The 13,219-nt window shown below is 70.8% G+C and carries 11 protein-coding genes; all 11 read left to right on the top strand.

The genetic code is table 11. The features are described from left to right. Positions 1-14: 14 nt before the first annotated feature. The 11 genes from ACWTPI_RS22805 to ACWTPI_RS22755 all read left to right on the top strand — a co-directional run bounded on the left by ACWTPI_RS22805 (position 15) and on the right by ACWTPI_RS22755 (position 13,215). Positions 15-962: a LysR family transcriptional regulator gene (locus ACWTPI_RS22805; RefSeq protein WP_020204051.1), complete on the top strand. Its 948-nt coding sequence runs from the start codon at positions 15-17 to the stop codon at positions 960-962. Between the two features lie 239 nt (positions 963-1,201). Further along, positions 1,202-2,722 (top strand): aldehyde dehydrogenase, encoded by a 1,521-nt coding sequence (adh, locus tag ACWTPI_RS22800; RefSeq protein ID WP_454732793.1) that lies wholly within the window; start codon positions 1,202-1,204, stop codon positions 2,720-2,722. A 122-nt stretch (positions 2,723-2,844) separates the two neighbouring features. Beyond that, positions 2,845-3,876, top strand: a complete 1,032-nt coding sequence (gene adhP / locus ACWTPI_RS22795) for an alcohol dehydrogenase AdhP (RefSeq protein WP_029043829.1) — start codon at positions 2,845-2,847, stop codon at positions 3,874-3,876. A gap of 28 nt (positions 3,877-3,904) precedes the next feature. Further along, the gene (locus ACWTPI_RS22790) at positions 3,905-4,291 is read left to right on the top strand and encodes a DUF779 domain-containing protein (RefSeq protein WP_020204054.1); all 387 of its coding nucleotides are present in this window, start codon (positions 3,905-3,907) and stop codon (positions 4,289-4,291) included. A 407-nt stretch (positions 4,292-4,698) separates the two neighbouring features. Continuing rightward, positions 4,699-5,517, top strand: a complete 819-nt coding sequence (locus tag ACWTPI_RS22785; protein ID WP_059413796.1) for a class II aldolase/adducin family protein — start codon at positions 4,699-4,701, stop codon at positions 5,515-5,517. 113 nt (positions 5,518-5,630) lie between these two features. After that, a complete protein-coding gene (locus tag ACWTPI_RS22780; protein WP_454732792.1) occupies positions 5,631-7,196 on the top strand; it encodes an ABC transporter substrate-binding protein in 1,566 nt (521 codons plus the stop codon). Positions 7,197-7,227: 31 nt separating this feature from the next. Continuing rightward, complete coding sequence (locus ACWTPI_RS22775; RefSeq protein WP_059413800.1) at positions 7,228-8,202, top strand: ABC transporter permease; 975 nt, start codon at positions 7,228-7,230, stop codon at positions 8,200-8,202. Beyond that, entirely contained in the window at positions 8,199-9,041 is an 843-nt protein-coding gene (locus ACWTPI_RS22770; RefSeq protein WP_454732791.1) for an ABC transporter permease, read from the top strand. The genes ACWTPI_RS22775 and ACWTPI_RS22770 overlap by 4 nt, the downstream gene beginning before the upstream one ends. Continuing rightward, the gene (locus ACWTPI_RS22765) at positions 9,038-10,759 is read left to right on the top strand and encodes an ABC transporter ATP-binding protein (protein WP_454732790.1); all 1,722 of its coding nucleotides are present in this window, start codon (positions 9,038-9,040) and stop codon (positions 10,757-10,759) included. Before ACWTPI_RS22770 ends, ACWTPI_RS22765 begins: the two co-directional genes overlap by 4 nt. Beyond that, entirely contained in the window at positions 10,756-11,748 is a 993-nt protein-coding gene (locus ACWTPI_RS22760; protein ID WP_454732789.1) for a 2-hydroxyacid dehydrogenase, read from the top strand. Before ACWTPI_RS22765 ends, ACWTPI_RS22760 begins: the two co-directional genes overlap by 4 nt. 72 nt (positions 11,749-11,820) lie before the next feature. Next, positions 11,821-13,215: an aspartate aminotransferase family protein gene (locus ACWTPI_RS22755; protein WP_454732788.1), complete on the top strand. Its 1,395-nt coding sequence runs from the start codon at positions 11,821-11,823 to the stop codon at positions 13,213-13,215. Positions 13,216-13,219: the final 4 nt, after the last annotated feature.

Genomic DNA, 13,219 nt, shown 5'->3' with positions numbered 1-13,219 from the left:
TCGGGAGCACAGCCATGCCGAAGGAACGCAGCAGCAGACAGGACGGCGCGCCGCGCCTTGCCAAGGAAATCACGCTGCGGCAGTTCCGCTACTTCGCCGCGGCGGCCGAGACCGGGCAGTTCTCGATGGCGGCCACCGCCCAGCACGTGTCGCAGTCGGCCATCACCAACGCCGTGCTGATGCTGGAGCAGCAGCTCGGCGTGCGCCTGTTCGACCGCCTGCCGCACGGCGTGGCGCTCACCGCCGAAGGCCATCGCCTGCATCAGCGCGCGCGCGACATCCTCGACGCGGTGCAGGACACCCTGCGCGAGCCGCGCTTCCAGGCGCACAACCTCGCCGGCACGGTGCGGCTGGCGGCGTCGTACACCGTGCTGGGCTACCTGCTGCCGGGGCTGCTGGCGCGCTTTCGCAGCAACTACCCGGACATCGACTTCGACCTGCACGACATGGACCGCCCCGGCATCGAGCAGGGCGTGCTGAACGGCGAGATCGAGCTGGGCATCTGCCTGCTGTCCAATATCGAGAAGCTGCAGCGCTTCGCCCATCACACGCTGATCCGCTCGCGGCGGCAGTTGTGGGCCTCGCCTTCGCATCCGCTGCTGGCGCTGCCGCGCCTCACGCTCAAGGACATCGCGGCCCATCCGTACATCCAGATCACCGTGGACGAGAGCGAGCGCGCCACCCTGCGCTACTGGCGCAGCAAGCGGCTGGCGCCATCGGTCGCGTTCCGCACCAGTTCGATGGAGGCGCTGCGCGGGCTGGTGGCGCATGGCTTCGGCGTGACCGTGCTGTCCGACATGGTGTACCGGCCGTGGTCGCTCGAAGGCCGCCAGATCGAGGCGCGGCCGATCGCCGACGGCGTGCCGGACATGGAAGTGGGCCTGCTGTGGCAGCCCGGCCGCGCGCTCGACAAGCCGGCCGACGCGCTGCGCGAGTTCCTGATCCACGCCAGCGGCAGCTAGCCCGCGCCTGTGACACCGCCGTGTCACGCTGGCGCACGCGCTGTTCCAGATTGACACACCCGCGCGCGCCGCGCCGCCCGGCGGGCGCCCGCATCTGCGCGCCGCGTGGCGCCGCCACGCCCTTGCCACGCCGCCGCCCGCCGCGGGCATGCCTCTTGCGGATAAGGCGGCGTGCGCGCGGCATCGCCGCACGGCGGCTGTCGCCCGACAGCGGACCACATCAAAGAACGGAGCGAGACATGGACATGGCGGAAATCGCCCAGCTGGGCGTTGCGAACCCCTACAAGGACCAGTACGAGAACTATATCGGCGGCGCCTGGGTGGCCCCGGCCGACGGCCAGTACTTCGAGGCGATCACGCCCGTCACCGGCAAGCCGTTTACGCGCGTGCCGCGCTCCAACCAGAAGGACATCGACGCCGCGCTCGACGCCGCCCACCGCGCCAAGACCGCGTGGGGCCGCACCTCCACCACCGAGCGCGCCAACATCCTGAACCGCATCGCCGACCGCATCGAGGCCAACCTCGTCACGCTGGCGGTGGCCGAGACCATCGACAACGGCAAGCCCATCCGCGAAACGACCGCGGCCGACCTGCCGCTGGCGGTGGACCACTTCCGCTACTTCGCCGGCTGCATCCGCGCGCAGGAAGGCGGCATCTCCGAGATCGACCACGACACCGTGGCCTATCACTTCCACGAGCCGCTCGGCGTGGTCGGCCAGATCATCCCGTGGAACTTCCCGCTGCTGATGGCCACCTGGAAGCTGGCGCCGGCGCTGGCCGCCGGCAACTGCGTGGTGCTCAAGCCGGCCGAGCAGACCCCGGCCTCGATCCTGGTGCTGATGGAGCTGATCGGCGACCTGCTGCCGCCGGGCGTGCTCAACGTGGTCAACGGCTTCGGCCTGGAAGCGGGCAAGCCGCTGGCGTCCAGCCCGCGCATCAACAAGATCGCCTTCACCGGCGAGACCACCACCGGGCGGCTCATCATGCAGTACGCCTCGCAGAACATCATCCCGGTGACGCTGGAGCTGGGCGGCAAGTCGCCCAACATCTTCTTCGAAGACGTGATGGCCGCCGACGACGCCTTCTTCGACAAGGCGCTCGAAGGCTTCGCCATGTTCGCGCTGAACCAGGGCGAAGTCTGCACCTGCCCGTCGCGCGCGCTGGTCCAGGAATCCATCTACGAGCGCTTCATGGAGCGCGCGCTCAAGCGCGTGGCGGCGATCAAGCAGGGCCACCCGCTCGACAAGAGCACCATGATCGGCGCGCAGGCGTCGCAGGAGCAGCTGGAGAAGATCCTGTCCTACCTCGACCTAGGCAAGCAGGAAGGCGCGCAATGCCTGATCGGCGGCGAGCGCAACGCGCTGGGCGGCGACCTGTCCACCGGCTACTACGTCAAGCCCACGGTCTTCGCCGGCCACAACAAGATGCGCATCTTCCAGGAGGAAATCTTCGGCCCGGTGGTCGCGGTGACCACCTTCAAGGACGAGGACGAGGCGCTGGAGATCGCCAACGACACGCTCTACGGCCTCGGCGCCGGCGTGTGGAGCCGCGACGGCGCGCGCGCGTTCCGCATGGGCCGCGGCATCCAGGCCGGGCGCGTGTGGACCAACTGCTACCACGCGTATCCGGCACACGCGGCCTTCGGCGGCTACAAGCAGTCCGGCATCGGGCGCGAGAACCACCGCATGATGCTCGACCACTACCAGCAGACCAAGAACCTGCTGGTCAGCTACAGCCCCAACGCTCTCGGCTTCTTTTGATCCAGCGCAAGAATGCGCGCGCGGCACCGCTGGTGCAGCGCGGCCCGCGCGCGCATGATCGGATCGGCGCCCGCCGCGCGGCGGGCGCGACCGCCAACCGAATCAGCTTCAGGAGTCGACACATGACAGCGATGATGAAAGCCGCCGTGGTGCGCGAATTCGGCGCCCCGCTCACGATCGATGAAGTCCCCGTGCCCGAGCCCGGCCGCGGACAGATCCAGGTCAAGATCGCAGCCTCCGGCGTCTGCCACACCGACCTGCACGCCGCCGAAGGCGACTGGCCCGTCAAACCCACCCTGCCCTTCATTCCCGGCCACGAAGGCGTGGGCTACGTCTCCGCCGTGGGCGCGGGCGTCACGCGCGTCAAGGAAGGCGACCGCGTCGGCGTGCCGTGGCTGTACAGCGCCTGCGGCTATTGCGAGCACTGCCTGCAAGGCTGGGAAACGCTGTGCGAGAAGCAGCAGAACACCGGCTACTCCGTCAACGGCGGCTACGGCGAATACGTGGTGGCCGACCCCAACTACGTCGGCCTGCTGCCCGACAGCGTGGACTTCGTCGAGATCGCGCCGATCCTGTGCGCCGGCGTGACCGTCTACAAGGGCCTGAAAGTCACCGAGACGCGCCCGGGCCAGTGGGTGGTCATCTCCGGCATCGGCGGCCTCGGCCACGTGGCCGTGCAGTACGCGCGCGCGATGGGCATGCGCGTGGCGGCCGTGGACATCGACGACAAGAAGCTCGAGCTGGCGCGCAAGCTCGGCGCCGAAGTCACCGTCAACGCGCGCACCACCGATCCGGTGGCCTACCTGCAGAAGGAAATCGGCGGCGCCCACGGCGCGCTGGTGACGGCGGTGTCGCCCAAGGCATTCGGCCAGGCCATCGGCATGGTGCGGCGCGGCGGCACCATCGCCCTCAACGGCCTGCCGCCGGGCGACTTCCCCACGCCGATCTTCGACGTGGTGCTCAAGGGCATCACCATCCGCGGCTCCATCGTCGGCACCCGCAGCGACCTGCAGGAATCGCTGGACTTCGCCGCGCACGGCGCGGTCAAGGCCACGGTCTCCACCGCGCCGCTGGAGAAGATCAACGACATCTTCACGCGCATGCGCGCCGGCGACATCGAAGGCCGCGTGGTGATGGACTTCGCCGCAAGCTGAGCATCCCGACCCGGCAAGGAGCGCCCCCATGTCCGAAGCCATCCCCACCGGCGCCGTGCGGCGCGTGGTCGCCACGCCCGCCGCGCTGGCGCTGATCGAGCGCCTGCGCGCGCAGCACGGCGAGCTGATGTTCCACCAGTCCGGCGGCTGCTGCGACGGCAGCGCGCCGATGTGCTACCCGGCCGGCGAGCTGATCCTCGGCGAGGCCGACGTCCGCCTGGGCGAAATCGGCGGCGTGCCGTTCTACATGACGCGCGCGCAATTCGAGTACTGGCAGCACACGCGGCTGGTGATCGACGCCGTGCCCGGCTCCGGCGGCATGTTCTCGCTGGAAGGGCCGACCGGCCTGCGCTTCCTGACGCGCTCGGAATTGTTCAGCGACGAGGAGGCGGCGCGGCTGGAGCACGAAGACTGAGCCGCCAGCCAATCCGTGGCGCACGGCGGCGCGGCGCCTGCGCCACGCATCGCCGCCACGCGGGCACCCCGTCCCGCGCGTCCCTTGCGCCACGACACGCACCAATCGGTGCATCCCGACCGGCGCATCTCTCGTGCATCGCTCCCCAATGCCGGGCCCGGCATGCCGCCGCGCGCCAGCCTCGGGCATGCGCGCGCCGCCCCACGCGCGTGCATGCCGCCCGCCTCGCCCGAGTAAATCCCTGATAAATCAAACAGTTGCCACCGGCTCGCGGCGCCTTGCCCGAGTCCCGGCCGGCATGGCCTGAACTTTGCGTATCGGCGACGACTGCCGGCTGTCGACAGTTGGCAACCAGATCAGCGCGCCACCGATGGCGCCTATCCACGCCTAGCCAAAGGACAGAAAACATGGGCAACACGGTCCCCTCCCTCCACATCCAGGCCGCGGCTGCGGCCACGGTTGCGACCATCTCCGCGGCGGAGCAGCGCGTGCGCGAGGATCTCGCCGCCGCCTACCGCCTGGTCGCGCTGTACGGCATGGACGACAGCATCTACACCCACATCTCGGCGCGCGTGCCCGGCACCGAGGACCGTTTCCTGATCAATCCGTTCGGCACGCTGTTCCGCGACATCACGGCGTCGTCGCTGGTGTGCATCGACCTGGAGGGCCGCATCATCAGCGCGCCGCCGGGCTGCGACGTCAACCCCGCCGGCTTCACCATCCACAGCGCGGTGCACGCCGCGCGCCACGACGCGGCCTGCGTGCTGCACACCCACACGGTGGCGGGCGTGGCGGTGTCCTCGCTGGCGTGCGGCCTCAAGCCGTCGAACCAGTGGGCGCTACAGTTCCACGAGCGCGTGGCCTATCACGACTTCGAGGGCATCGCGCTGGACCTCGACGAGCGCGAGCGGCTGGTGGCCGACCTCGGCCCGGACAAGCGCGCGCTGATCCTGCGCAACCACGGCCTGCTCACGCTGGGCCGCAGCGTGGCGGAGGCCTTCATCCTGATGCACAACCTGGAGCGCGCCTGCCGCGTGCAGGTGGCGATCCAGTCCAGCGGGCAGCCGGAATACCCGGTACCCGAGGCGGTCCGCGAAAAGACCGCGCGCCAGTACGAAAGCGGCGACACCAACCGCCTGCCGGGCGCGCCCGATCCCTACGCGCGCGAATGGCGCGCGCTGCTGCGCCGGCTGGAGCCGGCCGCCGCGCCTTCGTTCCGCGACTGAGCGCCAGCGGCTGGACACCAGCGGCTGAACGCCGGCGACCCGGCGCCGGCGCTTCGCCCCGTTTTTCCCTTCTTGCCTGACCCACACATCCCTAGCCCCAGGAGAGTCTCGCCATGAATCGTCGCCAACTGATCAAGATGGGTGTTGCCACCGCGGGGCTGTCGCTCGCGGGCGTGCCCTTGCACGTGCTTGCGCAGGGCAAGAAGGGAGGCGTGATCAACGCGCTGGTGCAGCCCGAGCCGTCCGGGCTGATGATCGGCATCACCCAGAACGGCCCGACCCAGCTGATCTCCGGCAATATCTACGAGGGCCTGCTGCGCTACGACGAGAAGCTGGACCCGCAGCCGGCGCTGGCCACGTCCTGGACGGTCAACCCGGCCGGCACGCTGTACACCTTCAAGCTCAAGCGCAACGTGACCTGGCACGACGGCAAGCCGTTTACCGCCGCCGACGTGGTGTTCTCCGCCGACGTGTTCCTGCGCAAGACCCACGCCCGCCTGCGCGCCAACCTGGCCGCGGTGGAAACCATCCGCGCGGTGGACCCGTACACGGTGGAGTTCAAGCTCAAGTACCCGTTCGGCCCCTTCCTCGGCATCTTCGAGGTGGGCTCGATGCCGATGGTGCCGAAGCACATCTACGAGGGAACCGATTTCCTGACCAACCCGGCCAACGCCACCCCGATCGGCACCGGCCCGCTCAAGTTCAAGGAGTGGGTGCGCGGCTCCTACATCCAGCTGGTGCGCAACGAGCACTATCACCTGCCCGACGTGCCGCTGGTGGACTCGGTCTATTTCCACGTGATCCCCGACGCGGCCGCGCGCGCGGCGGCGTTCGAGTCCGGCAAGGTGGACCTGGTGCCGGGCGGCGCGGTGGAATACTTCGACGTGGCGCGGCTGGCCAAGCTGCCCGGCGTGCAGGTCACCACCAAGGGCTGGGAGTTCTTCGCGCCGCACTCGTGGCTGTGGGTCAACAACCGCCGCGCGCCGATGGACAACGTCAAGTTCCGCCAGGCGCTGGCCTTCGCCATCGACCGCGACGCCATCGCCAAGGTAGCCTGGCAGGGCTACGCCAGGACCGCCATCGGCCCCTTCAACAGCCACATCAAGTACTACAGCACCGACGTCGCCAAATACCCGCGCGACCTCGCCAGGGCCAAGGCGCTGCTGGCCGAGTCGGGCTACAAGGGCGAGGCGCTGCGCCTGCTGCCGCTGCCCTACGGCGAGACCTGGACCCGCTCGGCGGAGATCGTGCGGCAGAACCTGCTGCAGGCCGGCGTCAAGATCGAGATGACGCCGACCGACGTGGCCGGCTGGGGCGAGCGCCTCAACAAGTGGGACTACGACCTCGCCTTCACCTACGTCTACCAGTACGGCGACCCCGCGCTGGGCGTGGCGCGCAACTACACCTCGGACAACATCGCCCAGGGCTCGCCCTTCAACAACGTGGAGGGCTACCGCAACGCCCGCGTGGACGAACTGTTCCAGGCCGGCGCGCGCGAGATGGACCCGGCCCGGCGCGCGGCGCTCTACCGCGACGTGCAGAAGATCCTGCTCGACGAAATGCCGGTGGTGTGGATGCACGAGCTGAACTTCCCCACGCTGTACCGCAGCCGCGTCAACAACCCGATCAATTCCGGCATCGGCCTGAACGACGGCCTCGGCCGCGCCTGGCTGGCGTGATGGCGGCGCGTTCCTGTTCGAGGGGGAAGCCATGAGTCGTACCCAGCGCATGCTCAACCGGGTGGTCCAGGGCGTGCTCGCCATCCTGGTGATCGCCACCGTCAATTTCCTGCTGATCCGCGCCGCGCCCGGCGATCCGGTCTCGGTCATGGCCGGCGAGGCCGGCGCCTCCGACCCGCAGTTCGTGGCGCAGCTGCGCGCGCAGTTCGGCCTGGACCAGCCGCTGCCGCAGCAGCTCGGCAACTACCTGCTGCACGTGGCGCAGCTGGACCTGGGCTACAGCTACCGCCAGCAGCAGCCGGTGCTGAAGCTGATCCTGGACCGCCTGCCGGCCACGCTGCTGCTGACCGGCAGCGCCTTCCTGCTCTCGGTGCTGTTCGGCGTGGCGCTGGGGGCGTGGGCCAGCCGGCGCGCCGGCAGCTGGACCGACAGCGCCATCACCACCTTCGCCCTGGTGTTCTACGCCACGCCGCTGTACTGGCTGGCGATGATGGCGGTGCTGCTGTTCTCGGTGCAGCTCGAATGGCTGCCCGGCTTCGGCTACTTCACCGTGGGCGCCGACCTGCACGGGCTGGCGCGCGTGGCCGACGTGGCCGCGCACCTGGTACTGCCCGCGCTGACGCTGGCGCTGTTCTACATGGCCGTGTACGCGCGCATGACGCGCGCCTCGATGCTGGAAGTGGCGCAGATGGACTTCGTCAAGACCGCGCGCGCCAAGGGCGTGCGCCCGGGACGGATCCAGCGCGCGCACATCCTGCGCAACGCGCTGCTGCCGGTGGTGACGCTGGCCGGCATCCAGGCCGGCGGCATGATCGGCGGCGCGGTGCTGACCGAGACCGTGTTCGCCTGGCCCGGCATCGGCCGCCTGATGTTCGACGCGCTGCTGCAGCGCGACTACAACCTGCTGCTGGGCTGCTTCCTGGTCACCGCCGCGATGGCGGTCGTGTTCAACCTGATCACGGATTTCGTCTACACCCTGGTCGACCCACGGATCGAGATGCAATGAAAAACACATTCTGGCGGCGCTTCTGCCGCAACAAGGCGGCCCTGCTCGGCCTGCTGGTGATGGCGTGCATCGCGGTGCTGGCGCTGTTCGGCCCGCTGCTGGCCGGCCACGATCCGTGGGACATGGTGCAGCAGCCCTTCCTCCATCCCATGCAGGAAGCCGGCTTCGCGCTCGGCACCGACACGATGGGCCGCGACATCCTGGCCGGCGTGATCCACGGCGCGCGCATCTCGCTGCTGATCGGCGTGGTCTCGACCGTGGTCTCGCTGGCGATCGGCGTGACGCTGGGCGCCATCGCCGGCTATTTCGGCGGCTGGATCGACGCCGCGCTGATGCGCTTCACCGAGCTGTTCCAGGCGGTGCCGAGCTTCGCGCTGGCGCTGGTGCTGGTGGCCATCTTCGAGCCGTCCGTCGCCTCCATCGTCAGCGCCATCGCCGTCGTGTCGTGGCCGCCGGTGGCGCGCCTGGTGCGCAGCGAGTTCCTGTCGCTGCGCCAGCGCGATTTCGTCGCCGCGGCGCAACTGGCGGGGCAGTCGACGCTGCGCATCATCGTGGCGCAGATCCTGCCCAACGCCGCCTCGCCGATCGTGGTGATGGCCTCGCTGATGGTGGCCACGGCGATCCTGCTGGAATCGAGCCTGAGCTTCCTCGGCCTGGGCGACCCCAACCACATGAGCTGGGGCTACATGGTGGGCTCGGCGCGCACGGTGCTGCGCCAGGCCTGGTGGATGGCGGTGTTCCCGGGCCTGGCCATCCTGCTGACGGTGCTGGCGCTGAACATGGTCGGCGAGGGCCTCAACGACGCGCTCAACACGCGCCTGGGCGGGAGGGGACGATGAACGGCCCCGCCACGAGCCCGGTGCTCGACATCCAGAACCTCAGCATCCGCCTGCCGGCCGGCGGCGACCGCGCGCTGGCCGTCACCGATGCCTCGCTGACCCTGCACGCGGGCCAGACCCTGTGCGTGGTGGGCGAATCCGGCTCGGGCAAATCGATGATCGCCAACGCGGTGATGGGCCTGCTGCCGCGCCCGCACGTGGAGCCGGTGGCCGGCCGCATCCTGTTCGGGGGGCGCGACCTGCTGCAGCTCGGCGAGCCGGCCCTGCGCGAGCTGCGCGGCCAGCAGATCGGCATGGTGTTCCAGGAGCCCATGACCGCGCTCAACCCGGTCATGCGCATCGGCGAGCAGATCGCCGAGGTGTTCGACGCGCACCAGAGCCTGGGCGCCGCCGAGAAGCGCCGGCGCATCGTCGGCGCGCTGGCCGACGTGGGCCTGCCCGATCCCGGGCTGCTCTACGACAGCTTCCCGTTCCGCCTGTCCGGCGGCCAGCGCCAGCGCGTGATGATCGCCTGCGCGATGGCGCTGCAGCCGCGCCTGCTGATCGCCGATGAGCCCACCACCGCGCTCGACGTCACCACCCAGGCGCAGATCCTGCAGCTGATCCGCGAGCTGCAGCGCAAGCGCGGCATGGCGGTGCTGTTCATCACCCACGATTTCGGCGTGGTGTCCGAGATCGCCGACCAGGTGGCGGTGATGCAGACCGGCACCATCGTCGAGGCCGGCCCGGCCGCGCAGGTACTGGGCGCGCCGCGGCACGCCTACACGCGCAAGCTGCTGGCCGCCATCCCGGGCGGCCAGGCGCGCGCGCCCGGGGACGGCGCCGAATTCCACCGCGTGCTGCAGGTGCAGGACCTGTGCAAGACCTACCGCAGCGGCGGCGGCCTGTTCAGGCCCCCGCGCGAAGTGCCCGCCGCGCGCAACATCAACCTGGAGCTGCTGCGCGGGCAGACGCTGGGGCTGGTGGGCGAATCCGGCTCGGGCAAGTCCACGCTGGGCCGCTGCATCGTCGGCCTGGCGCCGTTCGACAGCGGCCGCATCCTCTTCAACGGGCGCAACCTGTCGCAGGGCAGCGGCCTGCTGCAGCGCTCGGGCGGCAAGATCCAGATGGTGTTCCAGGATCCCTACGCCTCGCTCAACCCGCGCCACCGCATCGGCGCGGCCATCGCCTCCGGCCCCATCGCCCAGGGCGTGCCGCGCGCCGAGGCGCACGCGCGCACGCTGGCGCTGCTCAAGCTGGTGGGCCTGGGGCCCGAGGCCGCCGAGCGCTACCCGCACGAGTTCTCCGGCGGCCAGCGCCAGCGCATCGGCATCGCGCGCGCGCTGGCCATGCAGCCGGAGCTGCTGGTGGCGGACGAGCCGGTCTCCGCGCTCGACGTCTCGGTGCAGGCGCAGGTGCTGGAACTGTTCGCCCAGGTGCGCGAGCAGTTCCAGCTGGCGATGGTCTTCATCACCCACGACCTGCGCGTGGCCGCGCAGATGTGCGACCAGATCGCCGTGATGCAGCGCGGCGAGGTGGTGGAATACGGCGCCACCGCGCGCGTGCTCGACGCGCCGGCGCACGCCTACACGCGCAAGCTGATCGAGGCCATCCCGCGCCTGGCGCGCGAGGCCGCGCCGGCCGCGCAGCCGGCGCCGCCAGCCATGCCGATACCCGCTGCCGCCGACGGTTTCGCGCCGGGCGGCCTGCGCGCCAGCGGCGCGGGAGGCTACGCATGAGCGCGCAGCCGACGGAGATCGCGGCCGGCGGCGCCGGCAAGCCGCCCTGCATCGCCCTGCTCAGCAGCGTGCTCGACATGCACTACCTGGCCGCGGCCTTCCGCGCGCTGCTGCCCGGGGTGGACCTGCGCCTGGGCAGCACGCCGGAGAGCCTCGGCGCGCTCGGCGAGATCGAGGCCGCGGTGTGCTGGTATCCGCCGCCCGGCGTGCTCGCCGCCATGCCGCGCCTGCGCCTGGTGCAGTCGCTCGGCGCCGGCATCGACCACTTCCACACCGACCCCGAGCTGCCGCGCGAACCGGCGCTGTGCCGCATCGTCGATACCGACATGGCCGGCACCATGACGGCCTATGTGACCTGGGCGGTGATCCACCGGCAGCGCGCGATGGGCGCCTACCTGAACAGCGCCGCCGCGCGGCGGTGGCAGGAGCAGCCCATCGTGCCGCCGGCGCGCCACCGCGTCGGCATCGCCGGGCTGGGCACGCTCGGCGTAGCCTGCGCGCGGGCGCTGCTGGCGGTGGGCTACGGCGTGCGCGGCTGGAGCCGCGGCCCCAAGGCCGGCCTGCCGGCCGGCGTCGAGTCCTTCCACGGCCCGGACGGGCTCGACGCCTTCCTGGCCGGCTGCGACACGCTGGTGTGCCTGCTGCCGCTGACCGCGCAGACGCAGGGCTTCCTCAACGCCGCGGTGTTCGCCCGGCTGCCGCGCGGCGCGCACGTGGTCAACGTCGGCCGCGGCAGCCACCTGGTCGAAGCCGACCTGCTGCGCGCGCTGGACGACGGCACGCTGGGCGCGGCCACGCTGGATGCCTTCGCACAGGAACCGCTGCCCGCCGGCCATCCGTTCTGGCATCATCCGCGCGTGGTGGTGACGCCGCACATCGCCGCGCGCACCGAAGCCGCCGCCATCGCGCGCCAGACCCTGGACAACCTGGCGCAGCTGCGGCGCGGCCAGCGCCCGGCGATGGCGGTGGACCCGCAGCTGGGCTACTGAGACGCGCCGCCACCGATCTCCCGATACCGATACCGATACCGATACCAACGCCGACCCCGGACCCCACCTGACATGAACGTCGCCCTGCCCCCGCACGCCGGCCTTGCCGCCAGCGACATCGCCGCGCACCTGCACCCCTTCACCAATCTCGCCGCCCACCCCGACGTGGGGCCGCTCGTGATCGCCCGCGGCGACGGCGTCTACGTCGAGGACGACCAGGGCCGCCGCTACCTGGAGGGCATGTCCGGCCTGTGGTGCGCGTCGCTCGGCTTCAGCCACGCGCGCGTGGTCGAAGCCGGCGTGGCGGCCATGCGCACGCTGCCCTACTACCACACCTTCAACCACCGCTCGAATCCGCCCGCCATCCTGCTGGCGGAGAAGCTGCTGTCGCTGGCGCCGGTGCCGATGTCCAAGGTGTTCTTCGCCAACTCCGGCTCGGAGGCCAACGACACCGCCGCCAAGCTGGTCTGGTACTACCACAACGCCATCGGCAAGCCGGCCAAGAAGAAGATCATCGCGCGCCGCAACGCCTACCACGGCGTGACCGTGGCCGCGGCCAGCCTGAGCGGGCTGCAGGCCAACCACCGCGATTTCGACCTGCCCATCGACCGCATCCTGCGCACGGCCTGCCCGCACCACTACCGCGAGGGCGCGCCCGGCGAGAGCGAGCAGGACTTCGCGCGCCGGCTGGCGCGGGAGCTCGAGGCGCTGATCCTGGCCGAAGGGCCGGAGACGGTGGGCGCCTTCATCGCCGAGCCGGTGATGGGCGCGGGCGGCGTGATCGTGCCGCCGGCCACCTACTTCGAGGAGATCCAGGCGGTGCTGCGCCGGCACGACGTGCTGCTGATCGCCGACGAGGTGATCTGCGGCTTCTGCCGCACCGGCGAGATGTTCGGCTCCACCACGTTCGGCATGCGGCCCGACATCCTGACCTGCGCCAAGGCGCTTTCCTCGGGCTACATGCCGATCTCGGCGGTGATGGTCACGGAATCCGTGCACGAGGCGCTGGCCGCCAACAGCGGCAGGATCGGCACCTTCGGGCACGGCTTCACCTATTCCGGCCATCCGGTCGCCGCCGCGGTGGCGCTGGAAACGCTGCGGGTCTACGAGGAAGAGCACCTGCTCGCGCACGTGCGCGAGCTCGCGCCGCGCTTCCAGCAATTGCTGCGCGGCTACGCCGGACGGCCGCTGGTGGGCGAGGCGCGCGGCGTGGGCCTGATCGGCGCCATCGAGCTGGCCGAGGACCCGGCCGCGCGCCGCGCCTTCGACCCGGCCCGCAAGGCCGGCGCGCGGCTAGCGCAACTGGCGCAGGAAGCCGGCCTGATCGTGCGCGCGATGGGCGACACCATCGCCTTCTGCCCGCCGCTGATCATCACCGCCGCGCAGCTCGACGAGCTGTTCGCGCGCTTCGACCAGGCCATGACGGCCTTCGAGCGCGAGCACGGGCACGGCGGGAGCGCGGCATGACGTG

This window comes from Cupriavidus ulmosensis, from assembly GCF_977008105.1.
This window is presented reverse-complemented; position numbering and strand designations above follow the sequence as displayed.